We start from the raw sequence: 25,800 nt of genomic DNA on the forward strand, positions 1-25,800 counted from the left end.
CATCAGTCGGTGGGGGGTGCCTGGGCGGCGAGCGCCTTGGCCTCGGCGACGGTGCCGGAGACCGCGGCCACGAAGACCTGGTCATCGGCCTGCACGGCGGTGTCCCTCACCGGCAGCACCCCGTTGCCGAAGCGGACGATGAAGGCGACCCGCGCCCCGATGGTCGCCTCGAGCTCGGTCACCCGGTGCCCGGCCCAGTCCTCGTGCAGGTCCAGCCCGACCACGGCGACCGTGCCCGAGGGGTCTCGCCAGGCCAGTGCGCTCGAGTCGTTGAGCAGGGTGCGCAGGAACCGGTCGGTGGTCCACGGCACGGTGGCCACCGTGGGGATCCCCAGGCGCTCGTAGACCTTGGCGCGTCCGGCGTCGTAGATCCGTGCGACGACGTGCTCCACGCCGAAGTTCTCGCGGGCCACGCGGGCGGAGATGATGTTGGAGTTGTCACCGCTGGAGACCGCGGCGAAGGCTCCGGCCCGCTCGATGCCCGCGGCCAGCAGCACCTCGCGGTCGAAGCCCATCCCGGCGACCTGCTGGCCCGCGAAGTCCGCGCCGAGGCGGCGGAAGGCGGTCGGGTCGCGGTCGATGACGGCCACCTCGTGACCCAGGCGCTCGAGCCCGGCGGCCAGCGACGAGCCCACGCGACCACATCCCATGACGACGACGTGCACTGGTCAGACCTCTCACCGACGAAGACGGGACGGGCAGACGCTACCGGGTCCGGCCGGTCGCGACCCCGGGCACCACCGCAGGCCTCTACGCTGCGTCGTCGTGGCCAGTGCTCCGGACGTGCAGCGACCCAAGCTCTCGAGCGTGACCAAGCGCCTGCTGCTGGGGCGCCCGTTCCGCAGCGACAGCCTGGGCCACACGCTGCTGCCCAAGCGGATCGCGCTGCCGGTGTTCGCCTCCGACGCGATGAGCTCGGTGGCCTACGCGCCGCAGGAGATCTTCCTGGTGCTCTCGGTCGCCGGGGTCTCGGCGGTGGCGCTGACCCCGTTCATCGGTCTCGCCGTGGCCCTGGTGATGGGCGTGGTGGTGGCCAGCTACCGGCAGAACGTGCACGCCTACCCCTCCGGCGGTGGCGACTACGAGGTGGCGACCACCAACCTCGGCCCCACCGCGGGGCTCACCGTGGGCGCGGCCCTGCTCGTGGACTACGTGCTCACGGTGGCCGTGTCGATCTCGGCCGCGGCCGAGAACATCGGCTCGGCGGTGCCGTTCATCGCCCAGCACAAGGTGATCTTCTGCGTGTCCGCGATCGCGCTGCTCACCGCGGCCAACCTGCGCGGGGTCCGTGAGTCCGGCACCGCGTTCGCCATCCCCACCTACCTGTTCATGGGCGGCATGGCCGTGATGCTGGTGTGGGGGCTGCTGCAGACGTTGGTCCTGGGCCGCGACGTGCACGCGGAGTCGTCCGGGTTCACCCTCAGGGCCGAGGACAACCACCTGCTCGGCATCGCGTTCGTCTTCCTCATCGCCCGCGCGTTCTCCTCCGGCTGCGCCGCGCTCACCGGGGTGGAGGCCATCAGCAACGGGGTTCCGGCTTTCACCAAGCCGAAGTCGCGCAACGCCGCCACGACGCTGCTGCTGCTGGGCACCATCGCCGTGACCCTGTTCATGGGGATCATCGTGCTGGCCCAGCAGCTCGGGGTGAAGTACGCCGAGAACCCGGCCACCCAGCTCCTCGGTGCTCCCGCGGGCTACGAGCAGAAGACACTGGTCGCGCAGCTGGCCGAGGCGGTGTTCGCCGGTTTTCCCGTCGGGTTCTTCTTCATCGCCATCGTGACCGCGCTCATCCTCGTGCTGGCGGCCAACACGGCCTTCAACGGCTTCCCCGTCCTCGGGTCGATCCTGGCCCAGGACCGGTTCCTGCCGCGCCAGCTGCACACCCGCGGCGACCGCCTCGCCTTCAGCAATGGCATCCTGTTCCTCTCCGGTGGTGCCATCGCCTTCGTGGTCGCCTTCGGCGCCGAGGTCACCCAGCTCATCCAGCTCTACATCGTCGGGGTGTTCGTCTCCTTCACCCTGAGCCAGACCGGCATGGTGCGGCACTGGACCAGGCTGCTGCGCAGCGAGACCGACCCCCGTGCCCGCTCGCACATGCAGCGCTCCCGGGTCATCAACGGTGTGGGCCTGGCCATGACGGGGACGGTGCTCGTCATCGTGCTCGTCACGAAGTTCCTGGCCGGGGCGTGGATCGCGATCGTGGCGATGACGGCGATCTTCGTCCTCATGCGGCTGATCCGGAAGCACTACGACTCGGTGGCCGAGGAGCTGGACGCCTGGGAGTGGGACGGCGTGCTCCCCAGCCGCAACCACACCATCGTGCTCGTGTCCAAGATCCACCGGCCGACGCTGCGCGCGCTGGCCTACGCCCGGGTCAGCCGGCCGGACGTGCTCGAGGCCGTCACCGTCAACGTGGACGACGCCGACACCCGGCAACTGGTGCGCGACTGGGAGGCCCGGGGCATCCCCGTGCCGCTCAAGGTCGTGGAGTCGCCCTACCGGGAGATCACCAAGCCCGTCCTGGACTACGTCAAGCGGGTGCGCAAGGACGCGCCGCGCGACGTGGTCACCGTGTTCATCCCCGAGTACGTCGTGGGCAAGTGGTGGGAGCAGCTGCTGCACAACCAGAGCGCGCTGCGGCTGAAGAGCCGGCTGCTGTTCCAGCCGGGGGTGATGGTCACCAGCGTGCCGTGGCAGCTGACGTCCTCGCAGGATGCCGAGCCGCTCGACCGGGGTGGTCTGCCGCCCGGTGCGGTGCGCCGGGGCCTCGACGGCGAGTCCCGCGGATGAGCGTCCAGGCCCTGGACTGGACCGGGCGCGAGCTCGACCTCGAGCTGGGCGCGGTGGGCCACGGTGGCTTCTGCGTGGCCCGCCACGAGGGGCGGGTGGTCTTCGTCCGCCACGGGCTGCCGGGGGAGCGGGTGCGGGCCGCGATCACCGAGGACCGGGGCGGCTCGTTCTGCCGGGCCGACGCCGTGGAGGTGCTGTCCGCCTCGGCCGACCGCGTGGTGCCCCCCTGCCCGGTGGCCGGACCGGGCGGGTGCGGTGGCTGCGACTTCCAGCACGCCCGCCTGCCCGCGCAGCGCCGGCTCAAGGCCGAGGTGGTGGCCGAGCAGCTGCGCCGCCTGGGTGGGCTCACCACCACCGCGGAGGACGTGGTGGTGGAGGAGCTGCCCGGCGGGGCCGACGGTCTCGGCTGGCGCACCCGCCTGAGGCTCGCCGTGGGGCGTGACGGACGCACCGGGCTGCACGTGCACCGCAGCTCGACGGTGATCCCGCTGGCCGACTGCCCGCAGGCCGTGCCCGGCACGCTCGACGGCGTGGCCGACCGCACCTGGTCCCCGGGGGCGGAGGTGGCCGCGGTGCTCGACTCCACGGGCGCGCAGCACGTGGTGGAGCTCGTCCCCGTGGCGGACACCGACGGCCGCCGCCCTCGGCGCGGCACGAGGCCGCGGACCCGCCCGCGCGTGGTGCGCGGCTCCGGCCGGGCCGCGCAACGAGCGGGTGGGCGCGACTGGGAGGTGCTGGCCACCGGGTTCTGGCAGGGCCACACCGGGGCCGCGGACGTCTACGCCGACGTGGTGCGCGAGTGGTCCGCCGCGCCGGCCGGCGGCACCGCCTGGGACCTCTACGGCGGGGTGGGGCTGTTCGCGTCCGTGCTGGGTGAGCAGGTGGGGCCCGACGGCACCGTGGTGTCGGTGGAGAGCTCCAAGCTCGCGACGGCGGACGGTGCGGCCGCGCTGGCCGACCTGCCGCAGGTACGGTTCGTGGTCGGCACCGTGGAGGCCGAGCTGGCCGAGCTGCCGCGCCCGGTGGACGTGGTGGTGCTCGACCCGCCGCGCAACGGGGCCGGCCGGGCCGTGGTCGAGGCGGTCGCCGGGGCCGGGCCCGCACGGGTCGTCTACGTGGCGTGCGACCCCGCCGCGCTCGGCCGCGACGTGGCCCTGCTGGCCGCGGCCGGCTACGAGCTGACGGGGCTGCGGGCCTTCGACGCGTTCCCGATGACCCACCACGTGGAGTGCATCGCCCTGTTCACGCCCGCGGTCTGACGGGACGGCCCGGGGGGTCACCGGGTGGGAGCCTGAGCGGCGACGGAGGGCCGGCGGAGGGGTCACTCGTCGAGGGGGTCCCACAGCGCCTGGACGTTGTCGATCTCCACCGCCGGTTCCGAGCCGACCCCACGCTGCAGGAGGGCGGCGGCCGCGACCACGGCGAGCCGGCCCGGGTCCTGCACCACGCCGTGGATGGCCACCTCGGGCGAGGACCCGTCCGCGGACCGCAGGGTGGCGCCCCCGGCCAGACCGCCGGTGATGACCGCGGTGAGGTAGTCCTGGGCCAGGGCGCGGGCCCGACCCTCGTCGTGGACGGTGATGGTGAACCGCAGGGTGCCCAGGAACGTCGTCATGCGGTCGAGCCTGGCACCGGACCCGGGTGCGGACCCGGTGAGCACGCGGCCGGTGGTCGGGGAGCGGTGTGGGCCGCTCAACCCACCAGCGCGGCCAGGTAGCGCCGGGCCACCAGCTGCTGGGCCGCGCGACCCAGCGGTCCGGCCAGGGCGAGCACCCGCCACGCAGGCCGCGACCACGCCTGCACCCGCCCGGTGACGGTGCCGTCCGGGGCAAGGCTGACCGTGAAGCGCTCCACGCCGTGCTCGGGGTGGCCGGGCAGCGTCGCGTAGGCGTAGCCCGCGCAGCGCGGCTCGTCGACCACCTCCACCACCCGGCACCCGGCCCACGCCCGCAGCGGCCCCAGGCCGACTCCGAGCACCACGGTCGTGCCCAGGGTGTCCGCCCGTCCGTCGGCCTCCACGGCCACCAGGGCGTTGCGGTGGGTCACCCACGTGGCCAGGCGCTCGCGCGCCGTCTCGAACGTCGGGTCGCCCACACCGAGCACGCGCACCACGTCCAGCGTGTGGGCACCGGCGGGAGCGTGCTGCGGGTGGCGGGCGACCGCCGCGGTGAGACGGGAGGAGCGGGGGTGGTCCACCGACCCAGCGGACCACGGTCGGCGACGTGCCGCCAGACGGCCAGCCGGCCCGGCCGGGCCTCCGTAGACTCTCGCTGCCATCCCCGAAGACTCCCACCGGAAGGTCGTGACGGACGTTGTCGCTGCTGCAGAGCGTCTCCTCGCCCGCGGACCTGCGACGGCTCGACGCCGCCGAGCTCGCGCGGCTCGCGACCGAGATCCGCGAGTTCCTGGTGCAGAAGGTCTCCGCCACGGGCGGCCACCTCGGTCCCAACCTCGGCGTGGTGGAGCTCACCCTCGCCGTCCACCGGGTGTTCGACTCACCGTCGGACGCGGTGGTCTTCGACACCGGGCACCAGGCCTACGTGCACAAGATGGTCACCGGCCGTCAGGCGGGCTTCGACACGCTGCGCACCCAGGGGGGGCTGTCGGGCTACCCCAGCCGCTCCGAGAGCGAGCACGACTGGGTCGAGTCGAGCCACGCCTCGGCCTCGCTGTCCTACGCCGACGGGCTGGCCAAGGCCTTCCAGCTGCAGGGACAGCGCCGGCACGTCGTCGCGGTGGTCGGCGACGGGGCGCTCACCGGCGGCATGTGCTGGGAGGCGTTGAACAACATCGCGGCCGGCAAGGACCGTCCGGTCGTCATCGTGGTCAACGACAACGGCCGGTCCTACTCGCCCACCATCGGCGGCCTGGCCACGCACCTGTCGACCCTGCGCCTGCAGCCGAGCTACGAGCGGGCCCTGGCCGCCGGGCGCAGCACCGTGCAGCGGCTGCCGCTGGTCGGCAACGCGCTGTTCACGATGCTGCACGGGCTCAAGGTGGGCCTCAAGGACGCGATGAGCCCGCAGGTGATGTTCTCCGACCTCGGCATCAAGTACCTGGGACCGGTGGACGGTCACGACCAGCAGGCCGTGGAGTCCGCGCTGCGCCGCGCCAAGTCCTTCGGGGGACCCGTCATCGTGCACGCGGTCACCCGCAAGGGCATGGGCTACGCGCCGGCGGAGAACGACGAGGCGGACCAGATGCACTCCACCGGGGTCATCGACCCGGTCACGGGCAAGGCGCTGACGCTGAAGAAGCCGAGCTGGACGTCGGTGTTCAGCTCCGAGCTCGTGGAGATCGGTGCCCGCCGCGAGGACGTCGTGGCCATCACGGCGGCCATGCCGGGGCCGACGGGGCTCAGCGCCTTCGCCGAGGCCTTCCCCACCCGGTGCTTCGACGTGGGCATCGCCGAGCAGCACGCGATGACGTCGGCAGCCGGGATGGCGCTCGGTGGGCTGCACCCGGTGGTCGCGCTGTACGCCACGTTCCTCAACCGCGCCTTCGACCAGCTCCTCATGGACGTGGCGCTGCTCCGCCAGCCCGTGACGGTGGTGCTGGACCGGGCGGGGGTCACCGGACCCGACGGCGCCAGCCACAACGGGATGTGGGACCTCTCCCTGCTGGGACTGGTCCCCGGGCTGCGGGTGGCCGCCCCGCGGGACGCCGCGACGCTGCGCGAGGAGCTCGGCGAGGCCGTGGCGGTCGACGACGGCCCCACCGTGGTGCGCTTCCCCACCGGCGCAGTGGTCGAGAGCCTGCCGGCGCTGGAGCGGCTGCCGCACGGCGCGGACCTGCTGCACCGCCCGTCCGAGGGCGAGGCCCCCGACGTCCTGCTCGTGGCGCTGGGCTCCTTCGTGCCGCTGGCGCTGGAGACCGCGGAGCGCCTCGGTCGGCAGGGCATCGGCGTCACCGTGGTGGACCCGCGGTGGGTGCTGCCCGTCGGCGGTGACGTGCTCACCCTCGCCGCGGGGCACCGCCTCGTGCTCACCCTGGAGGACAACGGCGTGCACGGCGGGGTCGGCTCGGCGGTCTCGGCCGCGCTGCGCGCTGCTGAGGTGGACGTCCCGTGCCGCGACCTCGGTGTGCCGCAACGCTTCCTGGACCACGCGAGCCGCACCGAGGTGCTCACCGACCTCGGACTCACGGCGCGGGCGCTGTCCCGCCGGATCACGGGTTGGGTCGCGGGCATGGCGACCGACGACCCGGGAGCCGTGCCCGAGCGCGCGCACCGCGGGGACCGCCCCGTCGAGGACCGTGACGGAGCCGACGGACACTAGGCGCGCTCGACCTGGCCGAACCGCGTGGCGTCCGTACGCTGGTGGACGTGCGAGTACTGGTGGTGGAGGACGAGCAGGCGCTGGCGGACGCGGTGGCGCGCGGGCTGCGGCGCGAGGGCATGGCGGTCGACGTGGCCCTGGACGGGGACACCGCCCACGAGAAGGCGAGCGTGACCCGCTACGACGTGGTGGTGCTCGACCGGGACCTGCCGGGCATGAGCGGCGACCAGCTGTGCCGGGAGATCACGACCAACGGCGAGCTCAGCCGCGTGCTCATGCTCACCGCGAGCGGCAGCGTCGCCGACAAGGTCTCGGGGCTCTCCCTCGGGGCTGACGACTACCTCACCAAGCCCTTCGCCTTCGCCGAGCTGGTGGCCCGCGTGCGCGCCCTCGGCCGGCGGGCGACCCCTGCCACCCCCGCATCCATGGTGGTCGGCGGCGTGGAGCTCGACCCCGCCCGGCGCACCCTCACCCGCGACGGTCGCCGGATCGAGCTGACCCGCAAGGAGTTCGGCGTCCTCGAGGTGCTGATGGCCGCCCGCGGCTCGGTGGTGAGCAGCGAGGAGCTGCTGGAGCGGGTGTGGGACGAGAACGCCGATCCGTTCACCACCACCGTGCGGGTGACCGTGATGACCCTGCGCAAGAAGCTCGGCGAGCCCGGGGTGGTGGAGACCGTGGTCGGCTCCGGCTACCGGGTCGCCGTCGCCTGAGCCCCCGCAGCGCCGTGTCCCGCCCGTCCCTGGGTCTGCGGCTGCGGCTGACCGCGCTGGCGACCGTGGTGGTCGCGCTCGCCGGTGCCCTGCTCCTGGTGCTCGGCTGGGTGCTGGCCGGGCAGGTCGCCAACGACCTGCCGGTCTCGGCGGGAGCGCCGGTGGTGGTCGACGGCGTGGTCACCGACTCCGGCGTGCTCGCGGCCACGTTGCGGGCGCAGGCCCAGTCGGCCGTGCTCAGCCGGGGTGCGCTGGCCTACCCGCTCGTGGTGGTGGCCGCCGCGCTGGTCAGCTGGGTCCTCACCGGGCGTGCGCTGCGGCCGCTGCACCGGGTCACCGCCACCGCCCGCCGGCTCTCGCAGGAGAGCCTCGACGAGCGGATCCGCCTCGACGGCCCCCGGGACGAGGTGCGGGAGCTCGCCGAGACCTTCGACACCATGCTCGACCGGCTGCAGGCCGCGTTCGACGCCCAGCAGCGCTTCGTCGCCGACGCCAGCCACGAGCTGCGCACCCCGCTGGCCGTGATGCGCACCGAGGTCGACGTGACCCTCGCCGACCCCGACGCCGACGTCGCGGAGCTGCGGCGGATGGGGGAGGTGCTGCGGGCGGCCACCGACCGGGCCGAGGCGATGGTGGCCGGACTGCTCGTGGTGGCGCGGAGCCGGGCCAGCGGGCTGGACGTGCACGAGCCGGTGGACGTGGCCGAGCTGGTGCCGGGTGCACTGGCGGCCGTCGCCGGGGAGGTGCGTGGCCGCGACCTGCGGGTCGGTACCGAGCTCGCCCCGCTGCACACCGTGGGTGATCCGGCGCTGCTCGACCGGGTGGTCGGCAACCTCGTGGAGAACGCGGTGCGGCACAACAGCGACGGCGGTTGGCTGCACGTGCGCACCGGGGCCCCGGGCCTCGTGGTGAGCTCGTCGGGAGCGGTGGTCGGCGACGTGGCCGCGCTGTTCGAGCCGTTCCACCGTGGCGGCCCGGGGCGCACCGGTCACCGGGGCTCGGGGCTGGGCCTGGCGATCGTGAGCGCGGTGGTGGCCGCGCACGGCGGGACGGTGCACGCCGAGCCCGTGGAGGGTGGCGGGCTCACCGTGACCGTGGTGCTCCCCGCCCCCTGAGCGCCCGGGCTCCGTCACTCCGTGGCGGCAGGAGCCGGTTCCGCGCGCGGTGCCTCCGGCGCGCTCGCGCGCAGGGCCGGGACCAGGCCGGGCAGCAGCAGCTCGCGCTGCCACGGGCGGGCACCTCCGGCGGCCAGCGCCGCGTCCACCCCGTCCGCGTCCACCTGCTCGGGCGGGGTCCAGCACGTGCGGCGCAGCAGGTCCGGCAGCAGCAGGTTCTCCACCGGCACCCGGTGGCTCTCGCCGAGCTCGACGAGCAGGGTGCGGGCGGCGGTCAGCCGCGCGTGGGCGGCCGGGTCGCGGTCGGCCCAGCGGCTGACCGGCGGGGGGCCCTCGTGCGGAGCGGCGGTCGGGGGCAGCTGGTCCTCCGGCAGGGTGCGGGCCCGCTCCAGGGCCCCGAGCCAGGTGCGGGCCTGCTTGCGCTGCATGCGACCGCCGAACACCTTCAGGGTGGTGAGCCCGCCGACGTCGGTGGGGTCGGCCCGGGCCGCGTCGGCGATCGCGGAGTCCGGCAGCACCCGGCCGGGAGCGATGTCGCGGCTCGCGGCCAGGGCGTCGCGGGTCTGCCAGAGCTCCCGCACGGCCGCGAGCTGGCGCGGCCTGCGCAGGGTGTGGATCCCGGAGGTGCGCCGCCAGCGGTCCGGCTTCGGGGCCGGTGGGCCGGCGAGGCGCACGTGCTCGAACTCCTGACGGGCCCACTCCGCCTTGCCCTGCTCCGCCAGCTCGACCACCAGGGCCTCGCGCAGCTCCAGCAGCACCTCCACGTCCAGCGCGGCGTAGACCAGCCAGTCCGCGGGCAGCGGCCGGCTCGACCAGTCAGCGGCGCCGTGGCCCTTCTGCAGCCCCAGGCCGAGCACGTTCTCCACCATCGCGGCCAGACCGACCCGCTCGTGGCCGAGCAGCCGTCCGGCGAGCTCGGTGTCGAACACCGACGCGGGGTGCAGACCCAGCTCGGCCAGGCACGGCAGGTCCTGGCTGGCGGCGTGCAGCACCCACTCGGGACCGTCCAGGGCGGCCGCCAGCGGGCCCATCGCGCCGGCGGTGGGGATGGGGTCGACGAGGAACGAGCCGGCGCCCGCCCGCCGCAGCTGCACCAGGTACGCCCGTGCGGAGTAGGTGAAGCCGCTGGCGCGCTCGGCGTCCAGCGCGACGGGTCCGGTGCCGGCGGCCAGGCGCCCGGAGGCCTCGGCCAGGGCGGCGGCGGTGGTGGTGACCGGTGGGACGCCGTCGGCGGGGACGAGCAGCGGGGTCGTGGACGGCGCGTCGTCGGCCGAGGCGGGGGCGGGGGTGTCGTCGTCAGGCACCCAACGACCCTACGACCTGCCGGGACGGCATCGGGGAGGCCGGACCGCGGTCAGTCGATGATGCCGGCACGCATGGCGAGGGTGACCATCTGTGCCCGGTCCCCGGTGCCGAGCTTGCGGCTGATCCGGGAGAGGTGGCTCTTCACGGTGAGGGAGGAGAGCCCGAGCCGCTCACCGACGTCCTTGTTCGACTGTCCGTGGGCGACCAGCTGCAGGACCTGGACCTCGCGACCGGAGAGCTCCCGGAGCAGCCCGTCGGCGCCCAGCACGCGGGCCGGCGACGGCTCGCGACCGCGCAGGCGGTTCTCGCCGTCGAGGTCGCTGCGGTGCATCCGCCCCTGGGCGCCCCCTGCGGCCTTGACGAGGTAGCCGTGCGCGCCCAGCCCGAACGCGGCCTCGGCGTCGTCGGAGGAGCCGGCCGTCGCCAGGACGACCACCCGCAGCCACCCGCGCGTGCGGAGCTCGCCCACCAGGGGCAGCGCCATGCCGTCGGGCAGGTCGAGGTCCACCACCGCGAGCTCGCAGATGCCCCACGTGACGGCGCAGATGGTCGCCTCGCCGGCACTGCCTGCCTCGTGCAGCGGATCGGCACCCAGCCGCGCCAGCTCGAGGCCGAGCGAGGCACGCACGTCCGGGGCGTGCGCCACCACCATCGCGCTGAACACGGGTGCCCCGAGGACGGGATCCACCGGTTCGCGGAGCCGCGCGGCCGCCGGACCAGGGCTGTCCTGGACTCTCACGCGACCAGTTCTGCCGTTCGGGGGCACGCCGAGGACCCGTGGACGGAACGGTGCATGGGCTCTGACCTCCTGGCACGGGCGTGGTCAGCGGAGGATAGACCGACCCTGCGGTCTGCCGGCAGGGTCAGCCTCGTCGGTCGTTGAGCTCGCTCACCCCGGCCGGCGCGAGACCGGCCGCCTGGGCGAGCAGGGTGCAGAAGGCCACGGCGTGCGCGGCGAGGTCGTCCGCGCCGTCCTGGCCGTCCTCGGCCGTGCCGCTGCCGGCGACCGTCCAGGAGGCCCGCAGCTCCACCTGGTGCGTGCGACGCGGGCCGGCGATGTCGCCGAAGCGGATCGACGAGGTGGCGGTCACGGTGCCCCCCACGGCGGTGGTGGCGGCCCCGGACTCGGCGAGGGAGTCGACCAGCCAGCTCCACGCGACCTCGGGCAGCAGCGCGTCCTCGGCGAGCGCCTCGTCCACCTCGGCCTGCACGTAGGCCACCAGCCGCAGCGTCCCGTCCCAGGCCTCGTGGCCGTCCGGGTCGTGCAGCAGGATCAACCGGCCGAAGGCGTCGACGTCCTCGGCGCTGGTCACCTCGGCACCGAGGGCGTAGGTGTGCGGGGCGAGCTGCTGCGGCGGGCGGATCGGCCCGAGCGTGATCTCGGCCCGCGTCATCACCGAGGACAGCCCGTCGACGGCGCGGCGGAACACCTCGGGGGTCGTGGGGGACTGGGTCGCGGTCACAGCGGCGGACGCTAGACGCGCCGACGCCCCGCCTGCGGCAGGCGCGCCGCTGCCGGGTCGGTGGGGGGTGGGGCAGGATGGAAAGCGAGATGAGCACCGACGCCAGCGCCCCCGCGACCACCAGCCCCCGTCGACACCTGCCGGAGGCGCCGCTGCTCGTGGCCGCGGCCGGCGGCACCCCGAGCCGGACCCCCGTGTGGTTCATGCGCCAGGCCGGTCGGTCGCTGCCGGAGTACCGCGCCGTCCGGGCGGGCACCGCCATGCTCGACTCCTGCTTCACCCCGGACCTCGTCACCGAGGTGACGCTGCAGCCGGTGCGCCGGCACGGGGTGGACGCGGCGATCCTGTTCAGCGACATCGTGGTGCCGCTGAAGGCCGCGGGGATCGACCTGGAGATCGTGCCGGGCACCGGGCCGGTCATCGCGAACCCCGTGCGCACCGCGGCCGACGTCGCGGCCCTGCCCCGGCTGGAGCCCGAGCAGGTCGCCGCCGTGGCCCAGGCCGTTCGCCAGCTCGTCGGCGAGCTCGGGGACACCCCGCTGATCGGCTTCGCCGGGGCCCCGTTCACGCTGGCCTCCTACCTGGTGGAGGGCGGCCCGAGCCGGAACCACGAGCGCACCAAGGCGCTGATGTACTCCGACCCGCAGACGTGGCACGCGCTGCTCGCCCACCTGGCGGAGACCACCACCACCTTCCTGCGGGCCCAGCTCGACGCCGGGGTGGACGCGGTGCAGCTGTTCGACTCCTGGGCCGGCGCGCTCTCCCTGGCCGACTACCGCGAGCTGGTCCTGCCGCACTCCGCCCGGGTGCTGGCCGCGGTGGCCGACGCCGGGGTGCCGCGCATCCACTTCGGGGTCGGGACCGGTGAGCTGCTCGGGGCCATGGGGGAGGCCGGCGCCGACGTGGTGGGCGTGGACTGGCGGATCCCGCTCGACGTCGCCGCGCAGCGGGTCGGTCCCGGCAAGGCGCTGCAGGGCAACCTGGATCCCGCGGTGCTGTTCGCCGGGTGGGACGCGGTGGCGGGGGAGGTCGGTCGCATCCTCGCCGAGGGGCGCACCGCCGTCGCCGAGCACGGCACGCTGGGCCACCTGGTGAACCTGGGTCACGGCGTGCTGCCGGAGACCGACCCGGACGTGCTGACCCGCGTCGTGGAGCTCGTGCACTCGTCGTGATCCCGTCGGTGGCGGTGGTCGGCGGGGGGATCTCGGGGCTCGCTGCCGCCCACCGGCTGCGCACCCTGCTGGGGCGGGACGCCCGGATCACGGTGCTGGAGCGCGGGTCCCGCCTGGGTGGTGTCCTGCGGACCTCGACCCTGGCCGGCGCCGCCTACGACGTGGGGGCCGAGGCCTTCCTCGTCCGGCGGCCGGAGGTGCCCGCGCTGCTGGACGAGCTGGGGCTGGCCGACGAGCTCGTGCACCCCGGCGACGCCGCCCCCGCGGTGCTCGCGGGCGGGCGGGTGCGGCCGCTGCCGGCGCGGACCTTGATGGGCGTGCCCTCGTCGGCGGAGTCGCTGCGTGGCGTGGTGTCCGACTCCGCCCTGGTGCAGGTCACCGGGGAGGGCTCCGCCGCGTGGGCGTGGACGCCGGGGTCCGACCCCACCGTGGGCGAGCTCGTGCGGGCGCGTCTGGGCCCCGAGGTGGTGGCCCGGTCGGTGGACCCGCTGCTCGGCGGCGTCTACTCGGGCTCGGCGGACTCCCTGGGCCTGCGGGCGGCGGTGCCCACCCTGGCGGCCGCGCTCGACGCGGGAGCGCCCGGGCTGCTCGCCGGGGTGGCCGCCGCGCTGCCCGTGCCGCGGCCCGGAGCACCGGTGTTCGGGGCGCTGCGCGGCGGGTACGAGGTGCTGCTGGCCGCGCTCGCCGCCTCCGTCGACGTCCGGCTGGAGGCGGCCGTGACGGCGGTGACCCGCACCGCAGCGGGGTGGGACGTCGTGGTGGACGGACGCGCTGAACCGTTCGACGCCGTGGTGCTGGCCGTGCCCGCCCCCGTGCTGGCCCTGCTGCTGGGGCGCCCGGTGGAGGTGGAGCTGGCCTCGGTGGCCGTGGTGGGACTGGCGTACGCCGCGCTGACCGAGCTGCCGGACACCTCAGGGCTGCTCGTGGCCACGGGAGAGGCCCTGCACGCCAAGGCGTTCACCCACTCCAGCCGCAAGTGGCCGCACCTGGCCCCCGACCGCGCGGCCCACGGCCCCGTCCTGCTGCGGGCCTCCCTCGGACGCTTCGGGCAGACGGAGGTGCTGGAGCGCGACGACGACGAGCTGGTGGCCCTGGTGCGCGCGGACCTGGCTGCGGTGCACGGTGTCTCGGCCGTGCCCGTCGACACGGTGGTGCAGCGCTGGACCGACGGGCTGCCGCAGTACGGACCCGGCCACCTCGCGGTGGTGACACGGCTCGAGGCGGCCGTCGCGGAGCGGCCCGGGCTGGAGGTGGCCGGCTCCCTGCTGCACGGGGTGGGGGTGCCGGCCTGCATCGGCACCGGAGCGGCGGCGGCGGTGCGTGTCGCAGAGCACCTGGCCGCCCGCGGTGCGCACGGACCGCCGGTGGCACCATGAGGGCATGGCCCGCCTCGACTACGCAGCCCTGAACGCCTCCGTCATCTACACGATGTTCTCCGTCTTCAAGGCGGAGCCGGGGGCGATCGCCGATCGTGGCGCCGCCGCCACGGAGGCGGCGGAGTTCCTCGACTCCCTCGAGGGCAACGGTGTCATCGTCCGCGGGGTCTACGACCTGGCGGGCATGCGGGCCGACGCCGACTGGCTGATCTGGACGCACGCCGAGACCGTGGAGGCGCTGCAGCACACCTACTCGACCCTGCGCCGCGAGACCGCCCTGGGGCGCGCGAGCACCCCGGTCTGGAGCAACGTCGCCCTGCACCGGCCCGCGGAGTTCAACAAGAGCCACGTGCCGGCCTTCGTCGCGGGGGAGGAGCCGGGTGCGTACCTGTGCCTGTACCCCTTCGTGCGCAGCGTCGACTGGTACCTGCTGCCCGACGAGGAGCGCCGGCAGATGCTCGCCGACCACGGCAAGGCGGCCCGCGGGTACGCCGACGTGCGGGCCAACACCGTGCCGTCGTTCGCGCTGGGTGACTACGAGTGGTTGCTGGCCTTCGAGGCGCCGGAGCTCCACCGGATCGTCGACCTCATGCGCGACCTGCGGGCCACGGAGGCACGGCGCCACGTGCGCGAGGAGGTCCCCTTCTTCACCGGCCCGCGGGTGCCCGTCGCCGAGCTCGTCCGCTCCCTGCCCTGAGGGTGGGCGCCTGACCCGTCCGTGCGCCCGCCGGTCCGTCGTTCTCGCACACCCAACGGGCCGCGTCGCTCAGTCGGAAGCCCCGAGCCGTTCGGTGTGCGCCGACGACGGGTGGCGCAGAGCGGCTGCGCACGACGCAGCCCCCACCGCCGCGGGGGCAGTGGGGGCTCCGGCCGAGAGGTCGGTCAGCCCTCGGTGGGGACGAGCTTCACCGAGATGGAGTTGATGCAGTAGCGCTGGTCGGTGGGGGTGTCGTACCCCTCGCCCTCGAAGACGTGACCCATGTGGCTGTGGCACGTGGCGCAGATGACCTCCACGCGCCGCATGCCCATGGCGCGGTCCTCCTTGAGGATCACCGCGTCCCCGGCGAGCGGGGAGAAGAAGGACGGCCAGCCGCAGTGGCTCTCGAACTTGCTGTCGCTGCGGAACAGCTCGGCACCGCACGCCCTGCACTCGTACACACCGGTGGTCTTCGTGTCGGTGTACTCGCCGACGAATGCGGGCTCGGTGCCCGCCTTGCGCAGCACGGCGTACTCGGAGGGGGTGAGCTGCTCGCGCCACTCCTGGTCGGACTTGACGACGGCGGGGGTCGAACCGGTCACGGGAGTCATGGTTCCACGTTAATACCGTGCACGGCCCGCGTCACGGCGGAGGCGTTCGCCGTCAGCGGACGGTCAGAAGAAGGTGGTCAGCATCATGCCGAGCGCGTTCCAGACGGCCACGAGCACCCCGACGAGGATGAGGCCCACGACCGCCACGGCCACGGTGCGCCGGATCCCCGCGGCCCGGTTCGCGGAGTCCGCGAAGTCGCCGACATCGGCCAGGTAGCCCTCCACGGTGAAGCTGGAGCGGTGCCGCTCGACACGGTCGAGGTGCTCCGCGAAGGCCTGCGCCTCCGGGTCGTCCGGATCCAGTCCCACCAGGTCCTCGGCGAAGCGCCCCGGCGGCAGCCGCGGTTCGTCCTCGGGGCGGTCGCTGACGGTGGGCACAGCTGCCACGGTAGCCGTCACCCCGGTGTCAGGGCGGGCAGACGGTGCCGGGCTTGGGCAGCGCGCCGTCGGAGACGTAGCCCACCACCGCCGTCACCGTGCACGACGACGAACCCAGCACCGGGTGACCGCCCCCCAGCCAGCGCAGCACGGTGGCGTGGGCACCGGCGGTGGCCAGCTCCTGCACCGCGGTGGTGGCAGCGTCCGTACCGGTGACCGGATCGTTCGCCGCCGCCAGCACGAGGACCGGCGGCAGGGCGTCCAGACCGGCCAGTGCCGGGGCAGCGGGCGGGGTGGACCAGGGCAGGCACACCAGCAGGCGGGTGGCCGCGTCGGCCCCGAACAGCGGGTTCTCGGCGCTCCAGCGGGGCACCAGGTCGGCCACCTGGGCGGCAGTGGGGCGCAGCGCGGCGTCGCTGCACGTCGCCACGAGCTCACCGTCCTGCCGACTGGTGTCCCCGCCCTGGGCGGCCCGACCGGTGGCCGCGTCGACCAGGGCCAGCAGGCCCCCGGCGTCGCCGTCACGGGCCTGCGCGAGCACCCGGCCCAGGGTGGCGGCCGTCGACGTCCCCGGGGCCGTGAGGGCCTGCCGCACCGCCCCAAGGACGGCGCCCGCCGATGCCCGCCGCCCGCCCGCCGCGGGCAACCCGCCCTGCGCCCGGGCCTGCTGCTGCAGGGCGAGGACCGCGGCCCGCGGATCGCCCACCGGACAACCGGCGGACACGCACGCCGCGGAGAAGGCGTCGAACGCGGCCTCCGAGCCCCGGGCCTGGTCGTGGGCGGCGCTCGCCTGGTCGGTGGTGGGCAGCACCGGGGAGTCGAGCACCAGGCGCGAGACCCGCGCGGGGTGGCGCACCCCGTCGCGCAGGGCCACCGCCGCCCCGCCGCCCGAGCCGAGCACGGCCAGGGTGTCCACCCCGAGGGCCTGCCGCAGCCGCTCCACGTCGTCCGCGGCGTGCTCGCCGTCGAAGGCCAGATCCCCGGGGCTCAGCACGTCGCTGCAGCTCAGGCTCACCTCGCGGCCCAGCGCCAGCGCGGTGGCCTCGGCGTCCGGCGCCCCGGCGTCGAGGTCCACCAGGGCGCTCCGCTCGGCGGCGCTGAGGCACGTGACCGGCGACGAGGTGCCGGTGCCGCGACGGTCCAGGGCCACCACGGGGCGGATGCCCAGCGAGCCCCCGAGCACACCCACGGCGAGCTGGGCCAGGGTGGTGGTGGCGGGGGCGTCGGGTCCGGACAGCAGCACCAGCGGGGCGGAGCCGGTGGGGGTCTGGGGCAGCCGTGCCCGTAGGAGCCCCAGGGTGGTGGAACCGGGCAGCGCGCGGTCGAGCGGCACGGCCAGGGTGACGCACTCCAGCACCAGGCCGGCCGGACCGCCGGTGAGCCCGAGCCGGGTGAGCGTGGGACGGGTGCAGTCGGTCCACGTCAGGTCGGGGACGGGCGCCTGCAGGTCGGGGACGGTGGGTGGTGCTGGGGTGGTGCTGCTGGTCGGGGCACCAGCACCGCGGGCCACGGCGGCGTCGACCAGCGCCAGCGGCGGGCGGGTGGACGGACCGGCGCTGCACGCGGTGAGCACGGTTCCGAGGGCTAGCCCGAGAGCGAGCAGGCCCCCGCGTCGTGTCACGGCGGGCATCGTCGCAGACCCCTGGTGAGGGGACGGTCAGCAGACGCGGGCCGTCGTGGCGCCGGCACCGGGGGAGGCCTCCACCTCCACGTGCACCGCGGTGGGGAGCTCGTCACGCTCCACGGTGGTGCGGGCCGCCACGAGGACCTGCTGCTCCACCCCTTGCAAGACCGTGCCGAGGTCGGCCCCCCGGTGCAGCACGAGGTCGAGGACCAGCACGGGCGCGGCGGCCGTGCCCAGCAGGCGGGCGCGGGCCTGAGCCACCCCGGGCACCTGCTCGGCGTCGGTGCGTGCGGCCTCGGCCAGGGCGGCCCCCCGCACGAGGACCGTCCCGTCGCCCCAACCCTCGGGAACGGCGAGCGTGAGGTCCGGGGCGGAGGTGCGCCGCAGCGACCGCACCAGCCACAGCCCCCCGAGACCGGCGAGGACGACACCGACCAGCGCAGCCACGATCGCGCTGAGCACGGGGGTCCGCCCGGCGCGGGAGACGAGGTCCGGGTCGGCTACCGGCCCCCCGTCACCCAGCGGTCCGGTGCCCAGCAGCAGCCCGAGCACGCCGAGCACCGCGAGCACGCCACCGACCGTGGCGAGCCGCAGCCGCTCGGCCCGCAGCCGGGAGGTCCGCACCGAGCGTGCCCGTGCGGCCGCGGGACCGGGAGCGGCCGGGGTCACCGGATCCGGTGCGGGGGACGGGGCGGGCTCGGCGGGGTCCGCCGGCCGGGGGTCGTCCGGCTCCGGGGTGGTCACGGCGCGCTCCTCGGGGGTGGGGGCGTTGCCCGGGGTGCGCTCGGTGACCTCCACGGTCGGGGTGCGCTGCAGCGGCAGGGTGTCCAGGGCGGTGGCGGCCGCCGCCCGGACCCGCTCGGTGAGGGTGCCGGGGTGGTTGCCGTCGAGCCCGCTGCGGGTGACCCGGACGGTGACGGTGGATCGCCCCACCACCACGTCGACCGCGCCGCTCACCCCGTCGGCCGCGCGGACCGCGGCGCCGACGATCCGGGCGACGGCCCGGCGCGAGGTGGTCCCCGCCAGGGCCGGGTCCCCGGTGCGCAGCGTGACCTCGGCCCGCGAGCCGCGCAGCGCCAGCACCACCAGCACCCCGCCCAGCACGGTCACCAGCAGGCAGACCAGCCGCACCGACGGCGAGGACCAGCTGCCCGAGCCCGCCCCGTCGCGCAGTCCGCGCCAGTCCACCAGCACGTGGTCGGCTCCGGCCAGCGAGCCCGCCGCCTCGACCACGACGAGCAGCCCGGCCAGGGTGAGCACCAGCCCGAGCGCCGGGCCCAGCGCCCGCACCGTGCGCGGCACCTCAGGCCACCCGTCCGGCACCGCTCGCGGCGGGCAGGGCCGTCACCACCAGGTCCATCGTGCGCACGTGGTGGCCGGTGGTGCGGGCCAGGGCGTCGTCCACCGCGCGGCGCACCACCGACGCGGCTCGGCGGACCTCGGCGGGCCGGCGCAGCGCGACCTCGAGGCGGACGGCCACCGCGTCCGCGGCCAGCACCGTCACCACCGCGACGCTGCCCCGCGCCCCCAGCGCGTCGACGTCTCGACCGACGAAGCTGCGCCGCACGGAGACCGTGGCGCCGGTGGTGTCGCAGGCGTGCTCCACCACCTTGCGCAGGACGAGCGGCGCGATGGTGGTCGTGCCCCGGTCGCCGGGGTCGGGGTGGTGGGTGCCCCGGTCGCCGGGGTCGGGGTGGTGGGTGCCCCGGTCGCCGGGTGTGCCGGGATCGGCACCGGGGGAGGCCGGCGCGGTCACCGGTCCCGGCCTCGGCCGAGCAGCTCGTCGAGGTCGAGCTTGCCGTCGAGCACGCGCCCTACGGGGAGCCCGACGAGCCCGGCCGCGATCACCACGACGACCCGGCGAAGGCCGCCGAAGGCGGCTGCGAGCCCGACGACGAGGCCCGCGATCATTCCGGTCGGGGTGGTGGTCATGCGGTCCTCCGGAGGGTGGGGCTGGGGTTCGGGGGGAGCGGGCTCAGCGCACCCGCGGCCGCGGCGGTGCCTCGTCGGGGGTGAGGACGTCGGCGATGGTGACGTGCACGGGGAACTCGGGGGTTCTCAGCACCGCGCGCACGGCCAGCTGCAGCTCGGCCGCGACGGCGCGGACGGGCCGGCGCAGGTGCAGCACCACCGTCACGTTCACCCCGTCGGCGACCGTGCCGACGTGGACCCCGACGACGCGGCGACCGGGGAGGTGGGTGGCGGTGGTGCCGTGCGGACCGCCGTGCAGCTCGGCCACGTCGGGGTGGTCCAGCAGCCGCGCGGCGATGCGCTCGGACACGTCGAGGGTCCGCTCGCGGGGCTCAGGCACGGCGGGGGTGCTCATGGGAGCCCTGCTCACTCCACCCGGGAGGCGGCCGCGACAGGGGCCGGACGCTCCTCGGTCGGCAGCACGATGTCGTGGACGGAGATGTTGACCTCGATGACCTCCAGGCCGGTCATGTGCTCGACGGCGCTGATGACGTTGCGCCGCACGGCCTGGGTGATCTCAGTGATGGAGATGCCGTACTCCACGACGAGGTCGAGGTCGACGGCAGCCTGCTTCTCGCCGACCTCGACCGACACGCCCTGCCCGGCGGAGGCCCCTCCGCCGGGGATGCGCTCCCGGATCGCGCCGAACGCCCGGGACACGGAGCCGCCGAGGCTGTCGATCCCGTCGATCTCCTTGGCGGCGATGCCCGCGATCTTCTGCACGACGGCGGCAGCGATGGTGGTCTTGCCCAGGGAGCGCTCGCCGCCGGGCACGACAGCGGCGGTGGTCGTGGTGGTGGTGGGCTTCTCGAGGGAGGTCTCGGTGCTGGGGGTCTCGGACATGTGTCGTGCAGCTCCTCGGGTCGGCGCGGGTCGGTGGCCTGGGTGGTGCTGGCCGCGGAGCCCCAGACTGCCACCTCCCTCCCGGTGGGTCCTCCCTTCAGAGCACTCAGGTGCGGCGCACCCAGCGCGTCATCAGAGCCCCGTCGTCGCTGAGCACGTGCGCGACCTGGAGCCGGGTGGTCGTCACGGCGGCCGAGCGCGCGATCCGGCCCGCGCCGCCGGCCACCGCGAGCGGGGCCGTCGTCACGCAAACCTCGTCCACGAGGTCGGCGAGGAGAAGGTCGCCGAACAGGCCCGGCCCCCCCTCGCAGAGCACCCGGACGAGGCCGCGCTGCGCGAGCGCCTCCAGGGCCTGGGCGGGATCCACCCGGTCCTCGCCGACCACGAGGACCTCGGCGCCCGCGGACTGCAGGGCTCGGGTCCGGCCGGGATCCGCGTCCTCGGTGGTCAGGATGATGGGCGCCACGCTCGTGTCGGTGAACAGCGCCGAGGTGGGGTCGATGCGCGCCCTCGACGTCACCACCGCCACCGGGGGCACGTCGGACTGACCGCGACCGTGACGGGCCGTGCGGCGGCGCTGCGAGGTGCGCACCCCGCGGTAGTCCTCCTCCCGGACGGTGCCGGCCCCCACCAGGACCACGTCGCAGAGCTCGCGCAGCACCCCGAACACCTGCTTGTCGCCGGGGGAGGAGAGCCCCTCGGACGTCCCGTCCAGGCTGACGGCCCCGTCCACGCTGGAGACGAAGTTCGCCCGCACCCACGGCGTCCCGTCGAGCTCGGGGTAGGCGTAGAGCGCGCGGAGGTCGTCCTCGGTCAGCTCTGTCTGTTCGGTCTCACGTCCCAGGCGGTGCACGGTGGGAATGAGAGCACGCCACTAGCGTGGTCCGCATGGTCGACAGCCCCCCGGACGTCCCACGGCTCGCGGACCGGAGCCCGGTGCTCGCCCCCGAGCAGCTCGTCGCGGAGATGGTGCCGCCGTCGATGTTCGACGACGTCAGCTTCGCCACCTACCGGCCCGACCCGGCCGAGCCGAGCCAGACGGCGGCCGTGGTGGCCGGCGAGGCCTTCGCCGAGCGCGTGCAGGGCGGTGCCGCCAAGAAGGGGCTGTTCGGCCGGCGCAAGGAGCCCGCCACCGGCGCGGGGCTGTACCTCGACGGCGGCTTCGGCGTGGGCAAGACCCACCTCCTGGCCTCCATGTGGCACCTGGCGCCCGAGCCGAAGTCGTTCGGCACCTTCGTGGAGCTGACCAACCTCGTGGGCGCGCTGGGCTACCGCACCGCCGTCGAGCGGCTCTCCGAGCACCGGCTGCTGTGCATCGACGAGTTCGAGCTCGACGACCCGGGCGACACCACCCTGGTGTCCCGGCTGCTCGGCGAGCTGATGGACGCCGGGGTGTGCGTGGCCGCCACCTCGAACACGCTGCCGGACAAGCTCGGCGAGGGCCGCTTCGCCGCCGAGGACTTCCTCCGCGAGATCCAGGCGCTCAGCGCGCGCTTCGACGTGGTGCGGGTGGACGGGCCGGACTTCCGCCACCGTGACCTGCCGCCGGCGCCGGACCCCGTCGACGAGGCGGCGCTGGTCGCCCACGCGCAGGCCACCGGCGGGGCCACCCTGGACGACTTCGACGCGCTCGTGCAGCACCTGTCCTCGCTGCACCCCTCCCGCTACGGCGCCCTGGTGCGCGGGGTCACGGCCGTGCACCTGAGCGGCGTGCACCCGGCGGGCGACCAGTCGACGGCGCTGCGGCTGGTGGTGCTGGCCGACCGCCTCTACGACCACGACATCCCGGTGATGGTCTCCGGGGCGCCGCTGGACGCGCTGTTCACCGAGGAGATGCTGGCCGGCGGGTACCGCAAGAAGTACCTGCGGGCGACCTCGCGGCTGGTGGCGCTCTCCCGGCTGGAGCGGGCGCAGGCGGCCTGACCCGCGGCCGGGGTGTCCGCGCGGACCCCCAGCACCGGCCCGGGCGGTCCGCACCCGGCACCGAGCGTCCGCGCCGAACGGGTTTGACGGCTCCGGCACGATCGTGGCCATGGGTCTCCTGGACGCCGTCGGGCTGCGGCACGTGCTGCCCGACGGCCGCGAGCTGTACGCCGACGTCACGCTCAAGGTGGGTGACGGGGCCGTGGTGGCGCTGGTGGGCGACAACGGCGCGGGCAAGACGACCCTGCTGCGCACCCTCTCCGGCGAGCTCGCCCCGGCCGCAGGCTCGGTGCGGGTCCAGGGCGGGCTCGCGGTCATGCCGCAGTTCATCGGCTCCGCCTCCCAGGATCCGGACGGGGCCGACCGCACGGTGGCCGACCTGCTGCTGGCCGTGAGCCCGCTGCCGGTCCGGGAGGCAGCGGCCGAGCTCGCCGCCGCGGAGCTCGCGATGATGGACTGCGAGGACGAGCCCACCCAGATGCGCTACGCCCACGCGCTGTCGGAGTGGGCCGAGGTGGGAGGCTACGACGCCGAGGTCGCCTGGGACGTGGTGTGCACCGCGGCGCTGGGGGTGCCCTTCGACGGGGCCCGCTTCCGGGACCTCTCGACCTTGTCCGGCGGTGAGCAGAAGCGGCTCGCGCTGGAGGCGCTGCTGCGCGGCCAGGCCCAGGTGCTGCTGCTCGACGAGCCGGACAACTACCTCGACGTGCCGGGCAAGCGGTGGCTGGAGGACCAGCTGCGCTCGACCCCCAAGGCCGTCCTGCTGATCAGCCACGACCGGGCGCTGCTCGCCGAGGCCGCCACCGCGGTGGTCACCCTGGAGGCCGGCACCGCCTGGACGCACCCGGGGCCGTTCGCGACGTGGCCCCAGGCCCGGCAGGCTCGCTGGGAGAAGGTCGCCGAGCTGCACAAGCGCTGGGCGGAGGAGCACGAGCGCCTGCGCCAGCTCGTGTTCACCATGCGCCAGCAGGCCGCCATCAGCCCCGACATGGCCAACCGCTACCACGCGATGCAGACGCGGTTCGCGAAGTTCGAGGAGCAGGGGCCGCCGCCCGCGCTGCCCCGCACCCAGACCCTGGCCCCGCGCCTGGCCGGCGGTCGCACGGCGATGCGGGCGGTGACCTGCGAGGACCTGGAGCTGACCGGGCTCATGCAGCCGTTCAGCACGGAGGTCTTCTTCGGCGACCGGGTGGCCGTGCTCGGCTCCAACGGGTCCGGCAAGAGCCACTTCCTCCGGCTGCTGGCCGGTCTGCCGCACGACGGGGCCCTGACCGCGGTGCCCGGGGTGGCGCACACCGGCACGGTGCGGCTGGGCTCGCGGGTGGTGCCGGGGATGTTCGCGCAGACCCATGCGCACCCCGAGCTCGTCGGGCGCGACCTGCTGGACATCCTGTGGAACGGGGAGGGGCGACGCGCGGGGATGGGCCGCTCGGCCGCGTCGTCGGCGCTGGACCGCTACGGGTTGGTCGACCAGGCCGAGCAGCGCTTCGAGACCCTCTCCGGCGGGCAGCAGGCCCGGCTGCAGGTGCTGCTGCTCGAGCTCGGCGGCGCCACGCTGCTGCTGCTCGACGAGCCGACCGACAACCTCGACCTGGTCTCCGCCGAGGCGCTGCAGGGCGCGCTCGGGTCGTTCACCGGGACGGTGCTGGCCGTGACCCACGACCGCTGGTTCGCCGAGAGCTTCGACCGGTTCCTCGTCTTCCGCTCCGACGGGGTGGTGCAGGCGACCGACGAGCCCGTGTGGGACGAGACCCGGGTGGTGCGGACGCGCCAGGTGTGATGGTCCGCACGCACCACCACCACGGCCCCCGACGGTCCGCACCCGGCCGGGGTCAGCCGGTGACGGCCCGCTCCATGACGACGTCCCGGTAGGTCTGGCTGCCCACCGTGAAGTTCTTGTGGCCGACGGGGGCGAACCCCTGCTTGCCGTAGAAGCCCTGGGCACGGAAGTTCAGCGAGGACACCCCGAGCCACATCCCGGGGGTGCTGGTGACCGCGAGCCCGGCGGCGAGCAGCCCGGCGGCGAGGCCGCTCCCGTGGTGCTCCAGCCGCACGTAGCACTTGCTCAGCTCCGTGGTGGGGGAGTGCGTCAGCGCCTCGGCGACCTCGGGGTCGGGAGGCTCGGCGCGCACGAGCAGCACGTAGCCGTGCAACCCGCCGTCGGCGGCCACCAGCACCGTCTGCGCGGGATCGGCCAGCCGGGCGGCGAAGCGGGCCGGGGTGAGCTCGGTGGCGATGTGGGGCGGGCTCAGCCCGCGAGCACGTCCGCCAGCGCGTCCACGGCGGAGTCGAGCTCGGCCGTGGTCACCACGAGCGGCGGGGCCATCCGCAGCGTCGCCCCGTGGGTCTCCTTGCACAGCACGCCCCGGGCCATCAGCCCCTCGCTGGCCGCGCGCCCGGAGACGCCGTCGGCCAGGTCCACCCCGGCCCACAGCCCGCGCCCGCGCACCCGGGCGACCCCGTGGCCCACGAGCTCGCCGAGCCGGCCGTGCAGGTGCGCCCCGAGCTCGGTCGACCGCGCCTGGAACTCGCCGGTGCGCAGCAGCTCGACCACCGCGCGACCCACGGCGCAGGCCAGCGGGTTGCCACCGAAGGTGGAACCGTGCTCGCCGGGCTTGAGCACCCCGAGCACGTCCGCGCGCCCCACCACCGCGGACACCGGCACGATGCCGCCGCCCAGCGCCTTGCCCAGGGTGTACAGGTCGGCGCGCACGCCGGAGTCGTCCAGGGCCAGGAGGTCGCCGGTGCGGGCGAGCCCGGACTGGATCTCGTCGGCGATGAGCAGCACGTCGTTCGCGGTGCAGAGCTCGCGCACCCGCCGCAACCACGGCGTCGGCGGCACGACCACCCCGGCCTCACCCTGCACGGGCTCCAGCAGCACGGCGGCGGTGCGAGGGGTGATCGCCGCCTCGAGCGCCAGGGCCTGGGGGTCGTCCGGGCCGTAGGGCACCGTCACGAAGCCCGGGGTGAACGGGCCGAACTCCGCCCGCGCGGAGCTGTCGGTGGAGAAGCTGATCACGGTGGTGGTGCGGCCGTGGAAGTTGTCGGCCATGACGATGATCTCGGCGGTGCCGTCGGGCACCCCCTTGACCTGGTGGGCCCACTTGCGGGCGACCTTCACCGCGGACTCGACGGCCTCGGCGCCGGAGTTCATCGGCAGCACCATCTCGGTGCCGGTCAGCTCGGCCAGCTCGTGGCAGAAGGCGCCGAGCTGGTCGTGGTGGAAGGCGCGGCTGGTCAGCGTGACGCGGCCGAGCTGGGTGACGGCGGCCTCGACGAGCGCCGGGTGGCGGTGGCCGAAGTTCAACGCCGAGTAGCCGGCGAGGAAGTCCAGGTAGCGACGACCCTCGACGTCGGTGACCCAGGCGCCCTCGGCCTCGGCGATGACGACGGGCAGCGGGTGGTAGTTGTGCGCGCTCCACCGCTCGTCACGGGCGATGAGGTCGGCGGACAGGCTGCTGGTGAGCGTCATGTCTCCAGGCTAGAGGCACGTCGTGCACGAAACATCCATCGAACGCTGCGTCCAGCGCGGGTTCTTTGCGCCA

Annotated in this window: 27 protein-coding genes; 10 read left to right on the forward strand and 17 right to left on the reverse strand. The window is 75.0% G+C overall.

Annotated elements, in window-relative coordinates:
* Positions 1 to 2: 2 nt before the first annotated feature.
* Complete coding sequence (locus tag RHODO2019_RS05605) at positions 3 to 665, reverse strand: potassium channel family protein (protein ID WP_265384014.1); 663 nt, start codon at positions 663 to 665, stop codon at positions 3 to 5.
* A gap of 100 nt (positions 666 to 765) precedes the next feature.
* Here RHODO2019_RS05605 and RHODO2019_RS05610 point away from each other — a divergent pair, with 100 nt between their 5' ends.
* The gene (locus tag RHODO2019_RS05610) at positions 766 to 2,790 is read left to right on the forward strand and encodes an APC family permease (protein WP_265384015.1); all 2,025 of its coding nucleotides are present in this window, start codon (positions 766 to 768) and stop codon (positions 2,788 to 2,790) included.
* Positions 2,787 to 4,049: a class I SAM-dependent RNA methyltransferase gene (locus RHODO2019_RS05615; protein WP_265384016.1), complete on the forward strand. Its 1,263-nt coding sequence runs from the start codon at positions 2,787 to 2,789 to the stop codon at positions 4,047 to 4,049. Before RHODO2019_RS05610 ends, RHODO2019_RS05615 begins: the two co-directional genes overlap by 4 nt.
* A gap of 62 nt (positions 4,050 to 4,111) precedes the next feature.
* Here the strand turns inward: RHODO2019_RS05615 and RHODO2019_RS05620 are convergent, their stop codons facing one another.
* A complete protein-coding gene (locus RHODO2019_RS05620; RefSeq protein WP_265384017.1) occupies positions 4,112 to 4,405 on the reverse strand; it encodes a hypothetical protein in 294 nt (97 codons plus the stop codon).
* A 77-nt stretch (positions 4,406 to 4,482) separates the two neighbouring features.
* Positions 4,483 to 4,986 carry a DUF1990 domain-containing protein gene (locus RHODO2019_RS05625; RefSeq protein ID WP_265384018.1) on the reverse strand — a complete coding sequence of 168 codons (504 nt, stop codon included), beginning with the start codon at positions 4,984 to 4,986 and terminating at the stop codon, positions 4,483 to 4,485.
* Between the two features lie 122 nt (positions 4,987 to 5,108).
* On the opposite strand from RHODO2019_RS05625, the gene dxs reads away from it, so the two are divergent.
* The 3 genes from dxs to RHODO2019_RS05640 are packed head-to-tail and all read left to right on the forward strand — an operon-like array spanning position 5,109 to position 8,892.
* On the forward strand, positions 5,109 to 7,067 hold the full coding sequence (dxs, locus tag RHODO2019_RS05630; protein WP_265384641.1) for a 1-deoxy-D-xylulose-5-phosphate synthase: 1,959 nt from the start codon (positions 5,109 to 5,111) through the stop codon (positions 7,065 to 7,067).
* A 47-nt stretch (positions 7,068 to 7,114) separates the two neighbouring features.
* The gene (locus tag RHODO2019_RS05635) at positions 7,115 to 7,777 is read left to right on the forward strand and encodes a response regulator transcription factor (protein ID WP_265384019.1); all 663 of its coding nucleotides are present in this window, start codon (positions 7,115 to 7,117) and stop codon (positions 7,775 to 7,777) included.
* A 14-nt stretch (positions 7,778 to 7,791) separates the two neighbouring features.
* Entirely contained in the window at positions 7,792 to 8,892 is a 1,101-nt protein-coding gene (locus tag RHODO2019_RS05640) for a sensor histidine kinase (RefSeq protein ID WP_265384020.1), read from the forward strand.
* A gap of 14 nt (positions 8,893 to 8,906) precedes the next feature.
* On the opposite strand, the gene RHODO2019_RS05645 is transcribed toward RHODO2019_RS05640, so the two are convergent.
* From RHODO2019_RS05645 to RHODO2019_RS05655, 3 genes are all read right to left on the reverse strand, one after another.
* On the reverse strand, positions 8,907 to 10,196 hold the full coding sequence (locus RHODO2019_RS05645; protein WP_265384021.1) for a ribonuclease D: 1,290 nt from the start codon (positions 10,194 to 10,196) through the stop codon (positions 8,907 to 8,909).
* A gap of 50 nt (positions 10,197 to 10,246) precedes the next feature.
* Positions 10,247 to 10,936 (reverse strand): response regulator transcription factor, encoded by a 690-nt coding sequence (locus RHODO2019_RS19205; protein ID WP_290428892.1) that lies wholly within the window; start codon positions 10,934 to 10,936, stop codon positions 10,247 to 10,249.
* A 124-nt stretch (positions 10,937 to 11,060) separates the two neighbouring features.
* Positions 11,061 to 11,660 carry a DUF3000 domain-containing protein gene (locus RHODO2019_RS05655; RefSeq protein WP_265384022.1) on the reverse strand — a complete coding sequence of 200 codons (600 nt, stop codon included), beginning with the start codon at positions 11,658 to 11,660 and terminating at the stop codon, positions 11,061 to 11,063.
* Between the two features lie 89 nt (positions 11,661 to 11,749).
* Here RHODO2019_RS05655 and hemE point away from each other — a divergent pair, with 89 nt between their 5' ends.
* From hemE to hemQ, 3 genes are read left to right on the forward strand one after another with little or no spacing between them, the layout of a single operon-like run.
* Positions 11,750 to 12,832 carry a uroporphyrinogen decarboxylase gene (hemE, locus tag RHODO2019_RS05660; RefSeq protein WP_265384023.1) on the forward strand — a complete coding sequence of 361 codons (1,083 nt, stop codon included), beginning with the start codon at positions 11,750 to 11,752 and terminating at the stop codon, positions 12,830 to 12,832.
* Positions 12,832 to 14,208: a protoporphyrinogen oxidase gene (locus RHODO2019_RS05665; protein ID WP_265384642.1), complete on the forward strand. Its 1,377-nt coding sequence runs from the start codon at positions 12,832 to 12,834 to the stop codon at positions 14,206 to 14,208. Before hemE ends, RHODO2019_RS05665 begins: the two co-directional genes overlap by 1 nt.
* Before the next feature lie 4 nt (positions 14,209 to 14,212).
* Positions 14,213 to 14,905, forward strand: a complete 693-nt coding sequence (gene hemQ, locus RHODO2019_RS05670; RefSeq protein WP_265384024.1) for a hydrogen peroxide-dependent heme synthase — start codon at positions 14,213 to 14,215, stop codon at positions 14,903 to 14,905.
* Between the two features lie 185 nt (positions 14,906 to 15,090).
* Here the strand turns inward: hemQ and msrB are convergent, their stop codons facing one another.
* The 9 genes from msrB to RHODO2019_RS05715 form a co-directional block, all read right to left on the reverse strand.
* Positions 15,091 to 15,507 (reverse strand): peptide-methionine (R)-S-oxide reductase MsrB, encoded by a 417-nt coding sequence (msrB, locus tag RHODO2019_RS05675; RefSeq protein ID WP_265384025.1) that lies wholly within the window; start codon positions 15,505 to 15,507, stop codon positions 15,091 to 15,093.
* A 72-nt stretch (positions 15,508 to 15,579) separates the two neighbouring features.
* Positions 15,580 to 15,894, reverse strand: a complete 315-nt coding sequence (locus tag RHODO2019_RS05680; RefSeq protein ID WP_265384026.1) for a hypothetical protein — start codon at positions 15,892 to 15,894, stop codon at positions 15,580 to 15,582.
* A 28-nt stretch (positions 15,895 to 15,922) separates the two neighbouring features.
* Entirely contained in the window at positions 15,923 to 17,515 is a 1,593-nt protein-coding gene (locus RHODO2019_RS05685; RefSeq protein WP_265384027.1) for an alpha/beta hydrolase, read from the reverse strand.
* Between the two features lie 36 nt (positions 17,516 to 17,551).
* Entirely contained in the window at positions 17,552 to 18,820 is a 1,269-nt protein-coding gene (locus tag RHODO2019_RS05690; RefSeq protein ID WP_265384028.1) for a DUF6286 domain-containing protein, read from the reverse strand.
* 1 nt (position 18,821) lies between these two features.
* Positions 18,822 to 19,274 (reverse strand): hypothetical protein, encoded by a 453-nt coding sequence (locus RHODO2019_RS05695; RefSeq protein WP_265384029.1) that lies wholly within the window; start codon positions 19,272 to 19,274, stop codon positions 18,822 to 18,824.
* Entirely contained in the window at positions 19,271 to 19,450 is a 180-nt protein-coding gene (locus tag RHODO2019_RS05700; protein ID WP_265384030.1) for a hypothetical protein, read from the reverse strand. Before RHODO2019_RS05700 ends, RHODO2019_RS05695 begins: the two co-directional genes overlap by 4 nt.
* A gap of 43 nt (positions 19,451 to 19,493) precedes the next feature.
* On the reverse strand, positions 19,494 to 19,844 hold the full coding sequence (locus tag RHODO2019_RS05705; RefSeq protein ID WP_265384031.1) for an Asp23/Gls24 family envelope stress response protein: 351 nt from the start codon (positions 19,842 to 19,844) through the stop codon (positions 19,494 to 19,496).
* Between the two features lie 11 nt (positions 19,845 to 19,855).
* Complete coding sequence (locus RHODO2019_RS05710) at positions 19,856 to 20,332, reverse strand: Asp23/Gls24 family envelope stress response protein (RefSeq protein WP_265384032.1); 477 nt, start codon at positions 20,330 to 20,332, stop codon at positions 19,856 to 19,858.
* A gap of 106 nt (positions 20,333 to 20,438) precedes the next feature.
* The gene (locus tag RHODO2019_RS05715) at positions 20,439 to 21,185 is read right to left on the reverse strand and encodes a pyrimidine reductase family protein (RefSeq protein ID WP_265384033.1); all 747 of its coding nucleotides are present in this window, start codon (positions 21,183 to 21,185) and stop codon (positions 20,439 to 20,441) included.
* Between the two features lie 35 nt (positions 21,186 to 21,220).
* Here RHODO2019_RS05715 and zapE point away from each other — a divergent pair, with 35 nt between their 5' ends.
* Positions 21,221 to 22,255, forward strand: coding sequence for a cell division protein ZapE (zapE, locus tag RHODO2019_RS05720; protein ID WP_265384034.1), 1,035 nt, complete (start codon positions 21,221 to 21,223; stop codon positions 22,253 to 22,255).
* Positions 22,256 to 22,364: 109 nt separating this feature from the next.
* Positions 22,365 to 24,035 (forward strand): ABC-F family ATP-binding cassette domain-containing protein, encoded by a 1,671-nt coding sequence (locus RHODO2019_RS05725; protein WP_354005582.1) that lies wholly within the window; start codon positions 22,365 to 22,367, stop codon positions 24,033 to 24,035.
* 52 nt (positions 24,036 to 24,087) lie between these two features.
* Here RHODO2019_RS05725 and RHODO2019_RS05730 read toward each other — a convergent pair whose 3' ends face one another.
* Together RHODO2019_RS05730 and rocD are read right to left on the reverse strand one after the other, a co-directional pair.
* Positions 24,088 to 24,426 carry a GNAT family N-acetyltransferase gene (locus RHODO2019_RS05730; RefSeq protein ID WP_265384036.1) on the reverse strand — a complete coding sequence of 113 codons (339 nt, stop codon included), beginning with the start codon at positions 24,424 to 24,426 and terminating at the stop codon, positions 24,088 to 24,090.
* 77 nt (positions 24,427 to 24,503) lie between these two features.
* Positions 24,504 to 25,727, reverse strand: coding sequence for an ornithine--oxo-acid transaminase (gene rocD, locus RHODO2019_RS05735; protein ID WP_265384037.1), 1,224 nt, complete (start codon positions 25,725 to 25,727; stop codon positions 24,504 to 24,506).
* Positions 25,728 to 25,800 lie beyond the last annotated feature (73 nt).

It is taken from the genome of Rhodococcus antarcticus (genome assembly GCF_026153295.1).
Lineage (GTDB): Bacteria > Actinomycetota > Actinomycetes > Mycobacteriales > Mycobacteriaceae > Rhodococcus_D > Rhodococcus_D antarcticus.